Source organism: Lysinibacillus sp. NPDC093692, assembly GCF_050280125.1.
Lineage (GTDB): Bacteria > Bacillota > Bacilli > Bacillales_A > Planococcaceae > Lysinibacillus.
The window spans coordinates 22,224-40,974 of the sequence record NZ_JBNNUW010000012.1; the positions used below are offsets into that span (position 1 = coordinate 22,224).

Genomic DNA, 18,751 nt, shown 5'->3' on the forward strand with positions numbered 1-18,751 from the left:
TTACTTACCCCGCTTCCACAATTTCAAATAAATCCGTCATATGATGTAACATATATTCCGGCTTGAATTGCTGTAAGTATTCCTCACCTTTAAATGCCCATGCGACACCAGCTGCTCTAACTCCAGCGTTATGTCCTGCCTCAATATCGTGGGAATTGTCACCAATCATAATGGCCTCTTCCTTGTTTACTCCAAGGCGTTCAAGCGCAAGCAATACAGGCTCTGGATTAGGCTTTACATTTTTCACATCATCCGTGCCAATACGGATATCAAATAAATGATTTGCTCCTAGTACAGATAATCCGCGGTCAATCATCCCATTACGCTTTGTAGACACAATCGCTAATTTGATGCCCATATCCTTTAATTGCTCTAAAGTTGAGACCACATCAGGATATTGAGTGACAAGCTCATCGTGATGCGCTTCATTATATTCACGATATTTTGTAATCATTGCTTCCTCTTCACCAGGAGCAATGTCACTAAATGTCTGTTTTAGGGACGGGCCAAGGAATTTCAGGCAATCTTTTGGCGAATATTGCCCGGGAAATCGCTCGTTTAAAACATGCATAAATGTTTGAATGATTAAATCATTTGTATTGAGTAATGTGCCATCAAAATCAAATAGTAATGCTTTTACAGTCACTTTTCAAACCCCCTATTTATTATCTAAATATTTCACTGCGGGTTTTACTTTTATACGACGGTAAATAATCGCACCAAGACCCACTACAATGCCTATGATTGAAACAACCTGAGCTGAACGTAAATCCCCTACTAAATACAGGCTATCTGTACGCATACCTTCTATATAGAATCGACCGATTGAATACCAAATTAAATAGCTGAAGAATATTTCCCCACGATTTAAATTTACTTTGCGTAATACTAGTAAAATAATTAGCCCAATGAAGTTCCAAACGGATTCATATAAAAAAGTAGGATGTACGTAAGTTCCTAATTCTTCAATATACATTTGATTAATAATCCAGTCTGGCAACATTAATTGTTCTAAAAATTCACGTGATACCGGACCACCATAAGCTTCCTGGTTCATAAAATTTCCCCAGCGTCCTATTATCTGTCCAATTAAAATACTCGGTGCCGCAATATCTGCTACTCGTAAAAAGCTTATATTTCTTCTACGAGTGAATATGTAACCTGTCAAAAATGCCCCAATAAGTGCACCGTGAATAGCGATACCACCATTCCAAATTTCAATAATCTTCCCCGGGTTTTCACTATAATAATCCCAACGCATCGTTACATAATAAATACGTGCGCATATTATGGATATAGGAACAGCCCATAGTAATAAATCCGCAAGAAACTCCTCCGGTAGGCCCCTCTTAACAGCCTCTCTTTGTCCAACAAAATAAGCTAAAATAATACCCGATACAATTAGTAACCCATACCAACGAACAGGGATAGGTCCTAAATGGAAAGCAATCGGATTAATATCTAATAATAATAAATCCATCTTAAACTCCTCTCATCTATCATATAGGCTATTGTATCCTATTAACGAACAATTAATCATCTAATTCATCCGCTGATGAAATCACCTCATCTAATCGTCTAGAAAACTCTTCGGCTGCATTAACACCCATTTTTTTCAAACGATAATTCATTGCTGCTACTTCAATAATAACAGACACATTTCGTCCAGGTCTTACAGGAATCGTTAACTTCGTTAATTCAGTATCAATGATTTTCATTTTCTCTTCCTCTAAACCTAGACGATCATATACTTTTTCTGGATCCCATATTTCTAATTCGATCACTAATGTAATACGCTTGTACGGGCGTACCGCACTTGCTCCAAAAAGGGTCATAATATCGATAATACCGATGCCTCGAATTTCGAGTAAATGTTCTAAAAGAGGCGGTGGACTACCAATTAAAAAGTTCTCTGACTCCTGACGGATCTCTACACAATCATCAGCCACTAAACGGTGCCCCTTCTTGACAAGCTCAAGTGCTGTTTCACTTTTCCCCACACCGCTTTTTCCGATAATGAGTACACCGATGCCGTATATATCCACCAAAACTCCATGAGCAGCAGTCATTGGTGCTAAGCGACCTTCTAAATAGTTTGTTAGTCTACTCGAAAATTTCGTTGTTGTCATATGTGTTTTAAATACAGGTACATGTTTTTCATTGGACGCCTGTATAAGTTCCTTCGGTACCTCTAAATCCCGAGAAATAATAATAGCTGGCGTATCCTGCGAACATAGTAGACGCATGCGTTCCAGTTTCACATTTGCAGGTAACATTTCAAAAAATGACAGTTCAGTTTTTCCAAGCAATTGCACTCGATTTGCAGGATAATGCGTAAAATATCCCGCCATTTCAAGCCCTGGTCTTGAAATATCACTCGTAACAATCGTTCTTCCTATTCCTTCCTCACCAGCTAACAATTCTAACTTAAATTTCTCCATAACGTCTCTTGTTAATACTACGACCAATGTTTTGTAACCTCCATTCAAAGGAATTGAATATGTTTTGTCTGTGTTAACAGTCAGTAAAATTTCCGCTATTCGTGGAAATTAACTAGCTGTATACACCTGATTGGTTCAACTAGCAATCAGCTTACTGATTGCAGCTTCACTTTATTTTAGCATGTCTAAGTTTAAAAGAACTATATTTACACTCTGTCTACATGACTAAAAACTTCTACACATAAAAAAACTAGCGGTTCTCCAGCCCCGCTAGTTTCATGATCATTTTATTTTTGAGTTGCCAGCCATTTAGCAACTGCTTTTGCATCTTCGCCTTTAACAATACCAGAAGGCATTGAACCTTTACCATTTTCTATAATATCTAAAAGTTCAGCTTCCGAAAAACGAGAGCCAGCATCATTAATTTTTGGTGCATTTCCTTGGCCTTGTAGTTCACCACCATGGCAAGTAATACAAGATTTCATTGCAATTGTTTCGCCATCTGGTGCAGTAGTTTTTGAACCTTCATTTACCGTTTTACCTCCACCACAAGCAGCTAAGAAGATTGCTGAACCAATAGCTAATGTTAACATTGCCTTTTTCAATAGGGACCCTCCTCAAAGTAAATAAGTATCTTTCCCCGACATTATACCAAAGTTATGCACGTTTGAAACCTTCTCCCAACACCTCATAAGCATTAGAAACTATCACAAACGCTGATGGGTCAACGTTTTTAATGAGTTGTTTCAGCTTTGTGAATTCTGTTTGGTAAACCACAACCATCAAAACTGGTCGAGCTTCCCCTGTATAACCACCTATTGCAGGCAACTTTGTCACTCCTCGATTGATCTCGGCATATATGGCATCACGTACCTCATCTTGTTTCATCGTAATAATGTAAATCATTTTAGACTGACTAAAGCCGAGCTGAATAATATCAATCGTTTTTGTCGTGACATAAAGTCCAATCAGGGCATACAAACCTTTCTCTAAGTCAAAAACAATTGCTGCACTAATTGCGATAATCCCATCAATTAAAAGTACACTTGTACCAAGCGTAATTCCAGTATACTTTGTAATAATTTGCGCTAGTAAATCAGTGCCACCAGTAGAAGCATTCCCCTTAAAAACAAGTCCTATTCCTATACCGACTACAATCCCCCCAAATAGTGCACCGAGTAAAGGATTATCTGTCCAAGGACTCCAACTGTTCGTTAGTAATACAATGAACGGTAATGTCACTGTTCCAATAAACGATTTTATCCCAAACTTCTTTCCAAGTAATAATATACCTGCTATAAATAATGGAATATTAAATGCATATTGTACTAAGCCAGGATTCCAACCAAATAAACCGTTTAAAATTGTACTAATTCCGCTTACTCCGCCAGAAGCTACTTGATTTGGCAGTAAAAATACATTAAAGCCGATAGCAATAATTGCAGCTCCTACTATGACGTACACATACTCCACAATGCTTTCCCTTACATCATGAATTTGATTCATTTCCCCCACGTCCACTTCAGCTTTCAGAATTTTTCAAAGACGAGATGATTATAGCAAATAGTTTTCGCATTGAGAACTTCGTCTTGATGAAGGAACATGTATTTTTATAATTTGCATTATGTATGACACTTATGACAATTAGATTCATCATCATAACGTGTGGTTGATTTCCGTTCCGACTGGGCGCTTTGTTGCTGCCGCTTCGCTTTCGCACAGATAAAACATTTGCTGCCGCTACGCTTTCGCACAGTTAAAACATTTGCCGCTGATGCTTCGCTTTCGCGCAGAGCAGAGCTTCCTGGGAGCGTCCGATGAGCCTCTTCACTCGAGAGGCTCGCTGCAGAGTCTCGGGCCAACAAATGTCTTTTGCGCGAAAGCGTGAGTGCAACGTAGCGGCAGCAGCAGGATGTTGGTCACGAAGGCGTTATCACAGGACGTGATGCTCTTAGCCTTCGTTCCTCTAAATCGCTAATCCCCAAAGAGTCGCCCAGTCTCCACTCCAACAACTAATGGCAAGCTTTATAAACATAAAAACAAGCTACCTTAAAAATATTTTAAGATAGCTTATTTTTGACTTTTCACTAAAATATATACTTAACGGCTTATTCCACTAAACAAAAACTATGATTGATTCTTATTTTTATAAAGACTTTTCTGCCCACTCCATGGCTTCATTGTATAAAAGATCAATAGTTGAAAAATCAATAGTAAGCTGAGGAGCTAATCTTTCTAATGTAGACCAATCTAACTTGCCTAACGCAGAACTGAATTCCAAATAAGGTGTCATTTCAGTTTGATTACCTAAAAGCGTTGCTGTAATGTCTTCTGAAAAAGGGAGCTGCTGTAAAATAACATTCAGCGGTCTTTGCAACATAGTGTCTATTAATGAAAACATCCCAACTAAAAAATATTCAGAGAAATTTTTCTTATAGGAAAGCTTGGCTAATTTCTCACATACTTTTGCTCTAAATAAAGATGTACGCATAACTTCTTTAAACAGATCATTATCAGTATTCCTGTCAATTTCTCGCATCGCCAATAAATAAATCCACTTTCGTAAATTTGGAACCCCGAGTAATATAATCGCTTGTTTTATCGAACGAACCTTGGATTTAGAACGCAACTCTGAATTATTAACCATATGCAATAATTTATATGTTAATGAAATGTCACGCTCAATACTTTCCGCCAATAACTGTATATTAGGCTCCTCTTCTTTTAATAGCGTAATAATATATAAATATTGAATCGTATTCGCAGGTATATCGGTTGCTGTAATTATTTGAGGTTGTTCAAAAAAATAGCCTTGAAACAATTCATAGCCAGAATGCTTCGCCACTTCAAATTGCTTACGTGTCTCTACTTTTTCAGCGAGCAATTTTATGTGAGGAAAATTTTCTTTCACTTTATTTTCTATTTCCATTCGCTCAAGTAGTGGTGACGATAAAAAGTCAACTTTTATATAATCGATATAAGTAAATAACTCATCATAAACTTGTACTTGATCATCCAAAATAAAATCATCTAATGCTATTTTAAACCCATATGATTTGAGCTCAATAACTCTCTCGACTAACTGAGCTGTAATAGGGACATCCTCTAAAATCTCAATAACAACTTGCGATGGATTTATGTATTCATTTAAAGGACTCATAAGCAAGTTTTCTGTAAAATTAACAAAACTAGGTTTTCCTTTTGTTACCTCTTCAATGCCAATTAAAAGAAATGAGTTTACTAATACATCAATTGTGGCAGCATCTGAATCGACCATTGGAAAAGCATTCACGTTTTTGCTGCGATATAATAATTCATATGCAACGATTTGTTCCTGAAGGTTAAAAATTGGCTGTCTGCCGATAAATACTTCCATTTCGTCGCCCCCCATTTCTCTAGTTATTAGTAACATTATTATAGCATTTTTCAGTACTCTCTGCTTATCGTTCAAGTAACTGTCTAAAAATTGACTAACAATAATTAACATTATATACAATAAAATAAATCACCCAAATAGCATAGTGATTTTCGTTCCAGTTGGTGGCGTACGATGAGCCACTATGATGCTATCCCTAAGGAGTCTCCTAGTCTCTAATCCACATCTCATTATGTGTCATCCTCAACTCTCGTCGATGAGTTTCAAAAAATCGTTACCCAAAACTCCAATTTACTCACAATAAAATATTATTCATTTTTCCGATCTACCTTTTTTAAATTCACTCTTATAGATTTGTAAAATATTATCTTTTCATGTAGACATTTACCAAATTTCGGTGTACAGTACATTACAACACTAATGCACTATATATTGTAGCAACGAAAGGGGGTTTTTCGATGCACGTTCATCTAGATGGTACAACACCGATTTATATCCAAATTGCTGAATGGCTACAGCACGAAATCATTGCCGATCGATTACAGGCAGACCAGAAAGTCTATTCACAATACCAACTAGCTGAGTTATTCAATATAAATCCTGCCACAGCTGGTAAAGGATTGACAATTTTACTAGAAGAGCAACTTTTATATAAAAAACGGGGGTTAGGAATGTTTGTCACTATGGATGCAAAGGAACGCATTTTGTTGAAACGTCGAAACGAAATATTGACCAAAATGGCACAAGAGATCGTATTAGAGGCAAAACGATTACTTGTATCTGATGAAGAATTGCTAGTACTTATTCGAAAAACACAGGAGGGATTGGAATGAATATTATTCAATGTGTGGAGTTATCTAAAAGCTTTGGACGTCGTCAAGCACTGCAACGTGTAACCTGCGCTATTGATGCAGAAAAAATTATCGGCATTATTGGTCTCAACGGTGCAGGTAAGTCGACATTACTAAATATTTTTGCAGGCTATCTAAAGCCTACGACTGGTTCATGTAAAGTGTTTAATGAAAATCCCTTTAATAATATTCAAACAGCTGCCAATATGATTTTTATCGATGATCAATTAAGCTTCTCAGAATACTTGTCGCTCGAAGATATTCTTAAGATGGGCGCTGATTTTTATCCTAATTGGCAAAATGAATTAGCATATCGCATGCTCGATTATGCGGGTATCGATCTTACAGCAAAACACCAGCAACTATCTAAAGGTCAATTGGCAACCTTTAATCTTGTTTACGGATTAGTAAGTCGCTGTGCACTAACCATTTTAGATGAGCCGATGAATGGTATGGACGAAGTGATTCGTACAGATTTTTACAGAGCAATTTTAAAGGAATACCTAGCATTTCCACGGACATTTTTAATTACTAGTCACCATTTACAAGAGATGGAATCTATCTTAGAAGAAATTTTATTAATAGATGAAGGCTCTGTCATTGCCCACGCGCCATTGGATGAATTTAAGGAACAGCTCATATCACTTAGCGGACCAAGTGATGAACTTGCGGATCTGCTCTCTGAGACGGAAGTTTACGCTCAAAAGATTGTGGCTGGGATGACCTCAGCTGTAGTAGGTGCTAGTAAACTATTCGTCTCAGAAGAAATACTTCGAACAAAAGGCATCAAAGTATCAACCCTTACTGCAAGTGAAGTTTGCATGTATTTAACAAATAAAAAAGGACGTGATATTGATGCAATCTTTGACTAATATTTCACTTAAAACAATTGTCAAAAAACAAGTGAAATGGAAAGCAAAATTAAATATTTCTGCCCTTAGCTCCTTAGTTATTGTACAAATCATTTTTGGCGTTTTAACATCTAGCTCTGGAAGTGCCTCTTCTGGTCATGGGCATGGAAATTTAGATGTTCGATTTTCTATTTATTCACTCGATACGTTTCTTATTGTTTCAGCCATTTGGGCATTTATCGTAGCGCTTCTTTTTACCACAAAAGCGTATCGAGTTGATGATTTATCCGTTATTTCTAGTCGGACATCAAGCACCATCGCAAATATATTTGTCATGATCATGTACAGTTTTATTGCAGTCATCATTATGATTTCGACTTACTATTTACAAGTATTAGGGATTTTGTTAGTGGAAAAGAAATCTTTTGTAACAGAAGGTCTATTTATTTCACCATCAACATTCATATTATGCTTCAGTAGCATTTGTTTATTTGGTGCACTCGGCTTACTATTTGGCACCAGCTTCAAAGGGCCCGTAGTGATAAAAATATTTCTATCTACTTTTATGGTGTTTAGCTTTATTTACATTTTTATGACACCAAACATTATTCCTCTAATGATGCTACCAAATCTTATGATTAGTGTTCTTTGTTTACTTGTGGCTACACTATGCTTTTGCCTCACTATTTGGATTGCAAATAAATCGGAGGTGTCTCGTAAATGATAGTAACTACAATATTCTTTTTTACTTCAATACTACTCGTAATTGCTATTTTTCAAATACTAAGTAAATTAGGTAAAAAAACTAAAAGAATTTGGACACCAAAGCGTATTATGATTGGCATTACTAGTTATATCATTCTTGGACTTACTGCTTTCATTTATATTAGCTTTTTTTCAGATTCAAAAATACCAGTACTTTCTTCTTCTGATATTAAACAAGTTGAGAAAAAATTTGATCAAATCCCAAAGTATGATCAAGAATTCAATTCTTCGTATTTAACTTCAGACTACAAAAAGAAAACATGGGAAATTAACTTTGATGGAGATACATTACCTGTTGTAATAAATAATGATGACAATAATTTAAGCTTGAATATTCGACAACGTTATAATGACAATATTGAATCGGGGAAAGCTCTTATTACCTATTATCAATTTCCTTTCATAGTAAATGGTGTCGATCTTTCTGACGAAGTACCACTGCCTGATGTATATGTGGCACAAAACCAGTTATTTATTGAATCTTTTTCTAAACAACAAGTAAATTATAATCGTTTAAAAGCAACAATAGGTTTCTTAGATTTTAATCGAGGAGCAGAACGATACGAAATGGATAATTCCTATTCAAATTTTATAGTTATCGACATACCACGCGGTACAGAAATAGAAGATTCTCAAGGTCTTATCTATTATTTAGAATAGTAAAAAATAGATCATCCCCAATAAATAGCGTTAAAGCGCAAATGACACTCGCTTGAGAATCAGCGTTCCAGACGATAGCCTAAAACGCAAACGAATAGGGCAAGAAGGCTGAGTATCAAGTCCCGTGATAACATCTGTCGCTATGTTAACACTAGCTTTCGTACAGAAAAGAACTTTCATAATAATGATGAATAAAAAAGGACAGTCCTAAGTGATCTTCTATCACTTTTGGACCGTCCTTTTATTTTCCACTTACTTTTGATTTAATAACACCAATTACGGCTGGTATTACTGAAATTAAGATAATTAATATTAAAACTGTTGAGAAGTTGTCTTTAATAATAGGTATATTACCAAAGAAATAACCTAGTAATGTACAGCTGAACACCCATAACACTGCACCTACAACATTATACAATATGAAGTAGCCATACTTCATTTTACTAGCCCCTGCAACAAATGGGATGAATGTACGGATGAAAGGCATAAAACGTGCGATGACAATCGTTTTTCCACCATGCTTATTAAAGAACTTTTCTGCTGCCTCCATACGTTCTTTTTTAACGACTCTACCAAGGAAGCTCTTTGGTGGAATGGATGTCCCAACTTTATGACCAATATGATAATTCATCGTATCCCCTAAAATTGCAGCTGCTAAAAACACAGGAATTAATATCCACATGTTAAACGCGCCCATTGCTGCTGCCAATGTACCACTAGCAAAAAGCAATGAATCACCTGGCAGGAATGGGAAAATTACGACACCAGTTTCAACAAAAACAATTGCAAATAAGACGAAATAACTCAAATTACCAAACTCACGAATGATTTCTTCTAAATGCACATCAATATGCATAATAAAACTAATTAACTCTTTGATGAGTTCTATCATTTTTCCATATGCTCTCTTTCAATTTAATTTTCTAAAGGCTTTGACGTAGCTAGACACCAAAGGGTTCCATTCTTCTTGACAGGCTGTGGTGTTACTTCTTCAACACTATATGACAAGCCTTTAAAAAGTATGTAGATTTCATAAGTTTGATTTTATCACTTACAGTCATATACACTCAACTATTTAAATAAATGGTCATACTTTTTTACATTGCTGTAATATTGGATCATCACAAAAATGTGTGGTTGATTTCCGTTCCGACTGGGCGCTTTGTTGCTGACGCTTCGCTTTCGCACAGGCTTCTCTTGAATCTTGAAATGTGAATCTAACTGTTCATTTATGCGAGATAAAAAAAGCTACTATTTTTCAATAGTAGCTACAGTTTCTTATACTTTTTCTTTTAATGAACGGCGTAAAATTTTGCCTGTCGTATTTTTCGGTAATTCATCTATAATCTCAATTACTTTAGGAACCTTGTATTTCACCATATGTTTTGCACAGTATGCGAGAAGGTCTTCTGTTGAAGTTGCAGCTTCATCTTTTAAGACAACATATGCATGAACTGCCTCACCTAAGTTAGGATCTGGGAAACCTACAACTGCCGCTTCAACGATATTATTATGTGCAAAGAGTACTTCTTCAACCTCTCTTGGATATACGTTAAATCCGCCTACAATAATCATATCTTTTTTACGGTCAACGATGTAAAAGTACCCTTCTTCGTCAACTTTAGCTAAATCCCCTGTGTATAACCAGCCATCTCGTATAGCCATAGCCGTTTCTTCAGGCAATTTATAATAGCCCTTCATAACGTTAGGCCCTCGTACAATTAGCTCTCCTACTTCGCCAACGGGCACTTCTTGTCCATTAACATCGACCACTTTATTTTCAACATTGGATATGGATGCCCCAATAGAACCTGCCTTACGTTCACGATTCAATGGGTTAAAGCATGTTACTGGTGAAGCTTCTGATAAGCCATACCCCTCTGAAACACGCACATTAAATTTCTTCTCGAAATTATGTAAGAGTGCTACAGGTAAAGATGAACCTCCTGAAATTGCTAAGCGAACTGTTGAGAAATCTTCAGGATTGCCTTCAGGTAATTGATACAAGAAATTATACATAGTTGGCACACCGGCGAAGACTGTTGCCTTTTGTTCCTTCGTAAGTTTAAAGATTTCTGTTGGACTGAAGCGTGGTACAAGTAAAACTGTTGCTCCACTCAATAAAGGTGCATTGACGACGACCGTTAACGCAAATACATGGAACACTGGTAAAGTTGCAATAATACGGTCATTCGCTCTATAGCCTAGATAATGCGCAACATCTCGTGCATTCGAATAGACATTGCCATGCGTCAGCATTGCCCCCTTCGGAGTACCTGTCGTTCCTGAAGTATATAAAATAATTGCATTATCTTCGTCAGCTACTTCTACTGGTTGGCAAGATTCTGATACACTAGCAATCACTTGTGAAAATAAATGAATTTTTGATTTTGCCTCATCGGATAAAGTAGTTACTTTTTCAGTAACATCTGCTGTTGTTTCACAAACAACAAATGTTTTTACATTTGGAAAAGCATGTACACCCATTTCTACTAATGGAAGAAGCGCATCAAGTGCAATAACAGCTTTTACATCCCCATTATGCAAAATATACGAAATTTCATCCGGTGTATAGATTGGATTAATCGGAATTGCTGTTGCCCCAATACTCATTGTTGCATATAACGAAATTAAATAATGTGGTGTATTGCCGAGTAAAAACGCCACATGGTCCCCTTTTTCTACCCCTAATTGTTGTAATCCCTTTGCAAAACGACCAACTGTGTGTTCAAACTCACCGTAAGTCGTATCTTTCCCCATAAAATGATACGCAATTTTATCCGGTTGCTCTAATGCTTGCTGACGAACACTTGAAACTAAATTCAATTACACCATCCCCTTATCGTATCAATTTCGCCTTGGCGCATTGACGCTGACGCTTCGCTTTCGCGCAGATAAACAATCCGTGACATCCGCCGGAGGCTTATCTTCATTCAGTAGATGTTTGGACTTCCTTTGAAAAGGAAACACACCCCATCCATCTCATCACCTAAATCTACTAAATAAAGACAAAATGAATCATCATTCAGTAACATTATATAAGAAATATATTAAAAAAACAACGAAACTTTTTATCTCATGTCATAATTTACGTCAAATAACTCATTTTTTTCTCTTTTGTACGTTTTTTCTACGAACGTATATGCGAGATGTAACGCCAACGAATCAAGTAAAAATAGACTACTTGTATTAACACAAAAAAGCTAAAAGATAAGACAACTTCTTTTGCAATGGAAATATTAGCAATATCCTTCAAAACACCTTGAACCATAAGAAAAGCAAAGAGGCTGTGCATCATTGCAACACCCCATGGTAAGAAAAATTGCGGGAATAAATGACGATTCACAAGCTTTTTGAGCTCCGTATCTGTTAAGCCCATTCGCTTTAAGACATCGAATTTACGCTTTTCTCTTTCAAGAGAAGTATGCAGTTTAAAGTAAACGAAGCTACCTGCTGCTAATAAAAATACCGTTGCTACTAAAACCCCTACTAATGTGAATAAAGAATAAGTAGCTAATATATAAGAATAATTTAATCCTGCATTTTCAAAGTAAAATGGGCTAAATTTATTTTTCTTTGAAAAATATAGAGACGCTTGTAACTCATTTATTTCCTTACCAATATTTTTTGTTTGCATCCACTGAGGAATATAGAAGGTAAATAAATGATAGGTTGGCTGCGCAACGTTTTTATTGGCAATCGGCTTTATGAGCTTTACAAAATCCTCATCGCTGATCACGATAGAATTAACACTAACAATAGACCCTGGGAATACTATTTTAGGATATACACTATCGATGGTGATCGGGATAGAATTTTCCTCTAAAACTGTATGCACAACTTTATTTTTTAGTTTCTTTAGAGACTCTTCCGAATATGGAATAAACACTGCCTCTCCTTTAGCCATATCAAGTAATGGATAACTATAGGAAGAAAGCAATACATTCATATCTGATTCCCTAAACACCTCAACCTCATTGTGAGTATAGGAAGAGGTTTGCTTGATAACAACAAAGCGAGATAAATGATAGGACAAGCCCTTTTCCTCTAATTCCATACGTAAAGAGGCGATATGATTTCGCTCATATGGATTGTCGCCATCTCCCTTATAGACAAGCCCTAGTGGATTTATACGATCATATTGTATTGTATATGATGACATTGTTGCTAAAACACCAATCGATAAAAAGGCCATAGTTGACACCATCGTTACTACAAAAAACATTTTCACATTGTCCATCATAATATGTGTTTGCTCAGCTAACGAAAGAAGACGATAGCGTTGCCAATGAAATTTCCTTTTTCCCCGTGCTTTATCTAAAAAGCAAGGTAAAGAATCTCTGAAAAAATAATATGTTCCAAAGGTTGCTAAAAACGGGATTACTATTGTTAAACCAATCAAAGTTGTTTTTGCTACGATAATTGATAATACGTATGACGATAAAATAAGGGTAATACCAATTAAAGCACGAATTTTTGAATAGGTTGAAACACTATTTAAATAGTCATTTCCCTTAAGGAGATCGCGCAATTTTCTTTCACGTGTAAAATATACACTAATAAAAGAAATGACCACAAAAGCACTTGTGAAAACACCTATCGTTAGTAAAAAAGGCTGCCATGAAACATATAAGGGTAAACTATCTAAATGTAAAATTTCCCGCACAATCATGAAAAAGAATTTCGAAAACGAAAAACCAAATACAATCCCAACAAAAATAGAACCCGATCCAATAATCATTGTCTCCAAAAAGACAAGCTTATTCATCTGGCGTTTTTCCATTCCTAAATGTAGTAAAATTGCAAACTCATGTGATCTCGCCTCTAAAAAAGCACTCATCGAATAATATAAAAAGAATAATGTAAAAAGGACGAGTACGACTTCCGCACCAACCATCCCAATTAACGATGCCTCTCCTAAAATTCCACTTTCAATATCCGGATGAAACATGAGCATTGAATAGATAAAAAACACAGCCACAGAAAAAAAGCTTGCCATGAAAAAGGCGCCGTATATACGGCTGTTCCGTACGACATTACGGTAAGCGAATTGTCGAAAGGTCACCTACTTGTCCTCCTCCTAGTAAGCTCAACACATTTAATATTCGCTGGAAAAACATTTGACGACGATCATCTTTGTAAATTTCATTAAAGAATTCTCCATCTTTAATAAATAACACGCGGTCACAGTAGCTAGCTGCAATTGGATCATGTGTTACCATGACAATCGTTGTTCGTCTTTCCTGATTGATTTTTGTTAAAAGCTCAAGTACATCACGCGAAGAATTCGAATCCAAATTCCCGGTCGGCTCATCTGCTAAAATGAGACTCGGGTTATGAATAAGTGCCCGACCAATAGCTGTTCTTTGCGCTTGTCCACCTGATATTTCATTTGGGCGTTTATGCAAGAATGAAGTTAAATCGAGCTTTTCCACAATACTTGCAAGACGCTCCTCCATTACTTCTAATGGTTGTTGGTCTAAAGTCAGTGGCAGCACAATATTCTCTTCCACTGTGAGCATATGCAAAAGATTAAAATCCTGAAAAACAAAACCAAGCTGCCTTCTTCTAAAGTAGGCTAGCTCAGTTGCTTTCAGCATATGAGGATTCATGTCATCTAAAATGATTTCTCCGCTCGTTGGTTCATCAATCGTAGAAATGAGATTTAATAATGTTGTTTTTCCACTTCCTGATGGACCCATGACTGCTAAAAACTCGCCTTCCTCCACCTCAAAGCTTAGTTGACTTAGCGCACGATGGGTTACTTTACCTTCATACACCTTTGTCACGTCTTTTATTTGTAAAATAGGCATATCTTGTTCACCTTATTTCTTCATTAATTCCATAGATTCTGGTAAAAGCCACTGCAATACTACTTCAAAGCCAATTTGAAAATACGGCTCCGTTAAACATTCAGCTGGCGTATTACCATCCTCCTCCACTAGACTAAAGCAATGCGAACCAACAATTACATCCCAGGCATCTATTTCACCTTCAATTACTTCTCCACAAATCATATAATGTCCACTGTACATCACTTGTTCACCTTCTACAGGAAAAGCGTTAAGTAAAGTTGGTTTATATAAGTCTAGCCCAAGCTTATTCGAAAAATGCATGACTTCTTCATTAAGCAAAAGACTAGCCTTACGAAAATTTTTGCAGGATAAACACTCACAAACTTCGTTAAGTGATTCGTATAATGCTTCTGTTTTCTCTGTCTCTACATGTAAAACCCATTCAGCCAAACATACCTCTGTCATTTCCGATCCCCCTAATTCGTAAATGTCACTGTAACAACTGTTCCTTTCGCTACCTCTGATGTAATGTTTAATTCGTGACCGAGTTTTTCACAGATTTCTTTCGCTAAATATAAGCCCATCCCTGTGGATTCCCCAGTTTTACGCCCGTTCTCACCAGTAAAGAAAGCTTTAGTGACACGAGAAAGATCGGAAGCAGGAATACCAATACCTTCATCACAAATGGCTAATTGTACGTGGCCATCCTTTTTAACGGCAGTAATCACTATTTTTTTATTCGCCTCAAACGTATATTTAACCGCATTTGTGACGAATTGCCCGATAATAAAGTGAAGCCATTTTGAATCACTTGCTACGATAATATCGTCCTCAATATGAATTTCTGGGAAGACACGCTTCGTAATAAATAAACGTTTATTTTCATTTACAGTTGCCGTAACAATCGTTTTTAAGGCAATCTGTTCTACTTGCATATCTTCTTCAAAATTTTCTAATCGAGCGTTCACTAACACCATATCCAAGCCTCTACGCAGGCGGTCAATTTCCTCCTGTACATTCTTTTTATCAAGAGGACGCTCATCCTGTAATAAGAGCTCAATAACAGAAATTGGTGTTTTCATCTGATGCACCCATTGATTCATAAACTGATCATGTCGTTTTTGTCCAGCATATAACGATTGAAGCTCGTGCTTATATAGTCGATATAGTTCATGCATATATTTTTCAGCTTGTATCGCCTCAGGTGTTTTAGCATTTTTTTGCAATACGTCCTCCATCGTTTTAGGTAGCTGCGATATTTTGATCAAATAACGTTGACGCATTAAATAACGGATAATTAAAAACGATGCTAATAACACTAAACTAATACAGAAGGAGTATATAGCAGTATCAACATTTCGAAAGCCGTCCAACCAATATAAAACCATAATAAAACCGACTAGTAAGAACTGGAATACAATGAACGATGCGTAATCACGCAAAAATAATTTCCAGCCCACTATAACTCACCTGCACTTAAATTAAAGCGATAACCTGCTCCGCGCACCGTTTCTATAGAAGACATAATTTGATAATCAGCTAGCTTTTTGCGCACTCGTGTCATATTGACGTTCAATGTATTTTCATCGACAAATGCCTGATCATCCCAAAGCTCTTCTAACAGTTGCTCACGCGCCACTACTTTTGGAGCATTTCCCATTAACAGTTCTAAAATGATGCATTCTTTTTTCTGAAGTGGGATCTCTAAATCATTTTTATGAAGCTCCATTCTTTCTAAATGAAGAACGAGCTGTCCTTGTTTAATTGTCCGTTCTTCTTGTCTTGTTGCATATTCGCCATATGTACGACGCAAGTGACTACGGATTTTAGCTAGCACAATCTCATAATTAAATGGCTTCGTAATGAAATCGTCGCCCCCATTTTCTAGCGCAAAAATTTGATCCATTTCCCCAGAACGAGCGGAAATAAAAATAATTGGACAAGTTGTATGTTGACGTAGTTGGCGACACCAATAGTAGCCATCGTACGAAGGTAAATTTATATCAAGCAACACCATGTGTGGATTAAATGCTGTGAATTCTTCAACGAGATGATCAAATTCTTTGATCGTTTCAACTTCGTATTGATATTTTCTAAGCGTTTCTGCGAGCAATGATGCAATCTTTACATCATCTTCGACAATAAATATTCGATGCTTCTCCATACCAACACTCCTTTCTATCTTATATTGTATCAAAAAAAGGCCCACTGACATAACTGTCAGCGAACCTTTTGTAGCAAAAGTTAACATGTATCGTTAGCTACAGATTTTTATGTCCAAATGCCCCTGCTTTAAATAAGGGGCATCTCATAACGTGAGGGTGATTTCCGTTCCGACTAGGCGCTATAGCAAAGCTTCCAAGGGGCGTCCAGCCTTCGCTCCAATCAGCATCTAAACATCGCATATGTTTAACAAATGTCATCCTCTTCTTTTGATATTGAACCTTTAATAAGGACTCTTGCCATTTTCTTCATAAGCTTCTCTTAATAAATTAATTGTAAAAACTCTTCTGTCGTAATTCCACCAAAGTATGTTGGAATATCAATATCCGCTAACGCAGTAGCAACTGCAGTTCGGTCATAGTTTGTCCCAGCTAAACGTTGTTCAACATCTGTCATGTCGCCTACACCGAAGAAATCTCCAAAAATATATGCTTCTTCAATAATTCCTTTATTCACCTCTAAGCGAATATCAATGCCTCCTGTTGGGAAGCGATGTGTTTTTTGAATATTAAAGCGTGGCGATTTCCCATAGTTCCATTCCCATGTTTGATAACGCTCTTCAGATAGTTTATGGATATTTGCCCAGTCTTCCTCTGTTAGCTCATAATAGCGAATATTTTCTTCACCACCGAAAATGGATTTTAAAATTTCCAGCCTGAATTCTTCGACTGTCATCTTATCCTTTAAGAACTCAGAAATATTAGCTACTCTTGAACGAATCGATTTAATACCCTTTGATTCTATTTTATCTTTCTTCACCTTTAATGCAGATACTACAGCATCAATTTCTGTAGCAAACAGTAATGTGCCGTGGCTAAACATACGGCCCTTTGTAGAAAACTGCGCGTTCCCGGAAACTTTACGTCCTTCCGCTAAAATGTCGTTGCGGCCTGAAAGCTCCGCATGAACGCCCATTTTTGCAAGTGCATCTACAACAGGCTGCGTGAATTTTTTATAATTCATAAAGCTGTCGCCATCGTCTTTAGTAATAAAACTATAGTTGAGGTTCCCTAAATCATGATACACTGCGCCTCCACCAGAAAGGCGTCGTACAACGATTATGCCATTATCCTCTACGTAATCTGTATTAATCTCTTCGATAGTATTTTGATTTTTACCGATGATGATTGAAGGCTGATTTATGTAAAAAAGTAGCACTGGCTCCTTTTCAACATCCATCGTTTTCAATAAATACTCTTCAATGGCAAGGTTAATGCGTGGATCATGAATCCCTTTATTATCAACGAATATCATAATTTACGTTTCCTCCTTCACAATATATCCATATTTATTTTAACGTAAATTAGGCATTTTGTGTTGACGAAAAGCTTCTGTTATAATACACTAGAAAATATCAAAACAGTAATAGTACAGATGAACTTAAAGGAGGAGTCCACAATGTTAGAAAATGTAGTTGAATTTTTCAAGAACCTACCTGCAAAGCAATGTACAGAATGCGGTGAAAAGATTGAAGAACAAAGTGAATGCTACAGCAACACTTGTGAAAAATGTAACCACCTATAAGCATTTGCCTATTCTGTAATAGTCATATACGTGCCCCACACGTACTAAAAATGACACCTCTCATCATATTAATTGATGAACCCTTAATTAAATCTCTTACACTTAAAAACAGCAGCCGATACGCTCATATCAGCTGCTGTTTTTTGTATGACTCTTTTGCATATGAGCTGTTTTCTGCTGAAGACGAACAGTTCTTCCCTGTACCTGATCAGTTCTCGAAGCAACCCGGGAGGTTCTCCTGCTAACGAGTAACTCTTCCTTTGTC

19 protein-coding genes are annotated in these 18,751 nt (G+C 36.7%); 5 read left to right on the forward strand and 14 right to left on the reverse strand.

Features of this window, described 5'->3' with window-relative positions:
* Nucleotides 1–4: 4 nt before the first annotated feature.
* From ppaX to ACQKN4_RS14130, 6 genes are all read right to left on the reverse strand, one after another.
* Complete coding sequence (gene ppaX / locus ACQKN4_RS14105) at nt 5–646, reverse strand: pyrophosphatase PpaX (RefSeq protein ID WP_079563779.1); 642 nt, start codon at nt 644–646, stop codon at nt 5–7.
* Nucleotides 647–658: 12 nt separating this feature from the next.
* Nucleotides 659–1,480: a prolipoprotein diacylglyceryl transferase gene (gene lgt / locus ACQKN4_RS14110; RefSeq protein ID WP_079563780.1), complete on the reverse strand. Its 822-nt coding sequence runs from the start codon at nt 1,478–1,480 to the stop codon at nt 659–661.
* Between the two features lie 52 nt (nt 1,481–1,532).
* The gene (gene hprK, locus ACQKN4_RS14115; RefSeq protein ID WP_349661884.1) at nt 1,533–2,468 is read right to left on the reverse strand and encodes an HPr(Ser) kinase/phosphatase; all 936 of its coding nucleotides are present in this window, start codon (nt 2,466–2,468) and stop codon (nt 1,533–1,535) included.
* A gap of 260 nt (nt 2,469–2,728) precedes the next feature.
* A complete protein-coding gene (gene cccB / locus ACQKN4_RS14120) occupies nt 2,729–3,046 on the reverse strand; it encodes a cytochrome c551 (RefSeq protein ID WP_427483987.1) in 318 nt (105 codons plus the stop codon).
* Between the two features lie 52 nt (nt 3,047–3,098).
* Nucleotides 3,099–3,947, reverse strand: a complete 849-nt coding sequence (locus ACQKN4_RS14125) for a YitT family protein (protein ID WP_079563783.1) — start codon at nt 3,945–3,947, stop codon at nt 3,099–3,101.
* Nucleotides 3,948–4,587: 640 nt separating this feature from the next.
* Nucleotides 4,588–5,817 carry an EAL and HDOD domain-containing protein gene (locus tag ACQKN4_RS14130; RefSeq protein WP_079563784.1) on the reverse strand — a complete coding sequence of 410 codons (1,230 nt, stop codon included), beginning with the start codon at nt 5,815–5,817 and terminating at the stop codon, nt 4,588–4,590.
* Between the two features lie 458 nt (nt 5,818–6,275).
* Here ACQKN4_RS14130 and ACQKN4_RS14135 point away from each other — a divergent pair, with 458 nt between their 5' ends.
* Genes ACQKN4_RS14135 through ACQKN4_RS14150 form a run of 4 tightly spaced genes read left to right on the forward strand, consistent with a single transcriptional unit; the run spans nt 6,276 to nt 8,944 of the window.
* On the forward strand, nt 6,276–6,650 hold the full coding sequence (locus ACQKN4_RS14135; RefSeq protein ID WP_079563785.1) for a GntR family transcriptional regulator: 375 nt from the start codon (nt 6,276–6,278) through the stop codon (nt 6,648–6,650).
* Nucleotides 6,647–7,540, forward strand: coding sequence for an ATP-binding cassette domain-containing protein (locus tag ACQKN4_RS14140; RefSeq protein ID WP_079563786.1), 894 nt, complete (start codon nt 6,647–6,649; stop codon nt 7,538–7,540). Before ACQKN4_RS14135 ends, ACQKN4_RS14140 begins: the two co-directional genes overlap by 4 nt.
* Nucleotides 7,524–8,243, forward strand: a complete 720-nt coding sequence (locus ACQKN4_RS14145) for a hypothetical protein (RefSeq protein WP_427483988.1) — start codon at nt 7,524–7,526, stop codon at nt 8,241–8,243. Before ACQKN4_RS14140 ends, ACQKN4_RS14145 begins: the two co-directional genes overlap by 17 nt.
* Entirely contained in the window at nt 8,240–8,944 is a 705-nt protein-coding gene (locus tag ACQKN4_RS14150; RefSeq protein ID WP_079563788.1) for a hypothetical protein, read from the forward strand. Before ACQKN4_RS14145 ends, ACQKN4_RS14150 begins: the two co-directional genes overlap by 4 nt.
* Before the next feature lie 241 nt (nt 8,945–9,185).
* On the opposite strand, the gene ACQKN4_RS14155 is transcribed toward ACQKN4_RS14150, so the two are convergent.
* The 8 genes from ACQKN4_RS14155 to ACQKN4_RS14190 all read right to left on the reverse strand — a co-directional run bounded on the left by ACQKN4_RS14155 (nt 9,186) and on the right by ACQKN4_RS14190 (nt 18,216).
* Nucleotides 9,186–9,833, reverse strand: a complete 648-nt coding sequence (locus ACQKN4_RS14155) for a VTT domain-containing protein (RefSeq protein ID WP_240518380.1) — start codon at nt 9,831–9,833, stop codon at nt 9,186–9,188.
* A gap of 389 nt (nt 9,834–10,222) precedes the next feature.
* A complete protein-coding gene (locus ACQKN4_RS14160) occupies nt 10,223–11,770 on the reverse strand; it encodes a fatty acid--CoA ligase family protein (protein ID WP_427483989.1) in 1,548 nt (515 codons plus the stop codon).
* Between the two features lie 304 nt (nt 11,771–12,074).
* Nucleotides 12,075–14,009: an FtsX-like permease family protein gene (locus ACQKN4_RS14165; protein ID WP_079563791.1), complete on the reverse strand. Its 1,935-nt coding sequence runs from the start codon at nt 14,007–14,009 to the stop codon at nt 12,075–12,077.
* Nucleotides 13,981–14,757 carry an ABC transporter ATP-binding protein gene (locus ACQKN4_RS14170; RefSeq protein ID WP_079563792.1) on the reverse strand — a complete coding sequence of 259 codons (777 nt, stop codon included), beginning with the start codon at nt 14,755–14,757 and terminating at the stop codon, nt 13,981–13,983. Before ACQKN4_RS14170 ends, ACQKN4_RS14165 begins: the two co-directional genes overlap by 29 nt.
* A gap of 12 nt (nt 14,758–14,769) precedes the next feature.
* Complete coding sequence (locus ACQKN4_RS14175; protein ID WP_079563793.1) at nt 14,770–15,204, reverse strand: hypothetical protein; 435 nt, start codon at nt 15,202–15,204, stop codon at nt 14,770–14,772.
* 11 nt (nt 15,205–15,215) lie between these two features.
* The gene (locus tag ACQKN4_RS14180) at nt 15,216–16,199 is read right to left on the reverse strand and encodes a sensor histidine kinase (RefSeq protein ID WP_079563794.1); all 984 of its coding nucleotides are present in this window, start codon (nt 16,197–16,199) and stop codon (nt 15,216–15,218) included.
* On the reverse strand, nt 16,199–16,903 hold the full coding sequence (locus ACQKN4_RS14185) for a response regulator transcription factor (RefSeq protein ID WP_079563795.1): 705 nt from the start codon (nt 16,901–16,903) through the stop codon (nt 16,199–16,201). Before ACQKN4_RS14185 ends, ACQKN4_RS14180 begins: the two co-directional genes overlap by 1 nt.
* 320 nt (nt 16,904–17,223) lie before the next feature.
* Nucleotides 17,224–18,216 (reverse strand): lipoate--protein ligase, encoded by a 993-nt coding sequence (locus ACQKN4_RS14190; protein ID WP_427483990.1) that lies wholly within the window; start codon nt 18,214–18,216, stop codon nt 17,224–17,226.
* A 144-nt stretch (nt 18,217–18,360) separates the two neighbouring features.
* Here ACQKN4_RS14190 and yhfH point away from each other — a divergent pair, with 144 nt between their 5' ends.
* On the forward strand, nt 18,361–18,486 hold the full coding sequence (gene yhfH / locus ACQKN4_RS14195) for a protein YhfH (RefSeq protein WP_012292204.1): 126 nt from the start codon (nt 18,361–18,363) through the stop codon (nt 18,484–18,486).
* Nucleotides 18,487–18,751 lie beyond the last annotated feature (265 nt).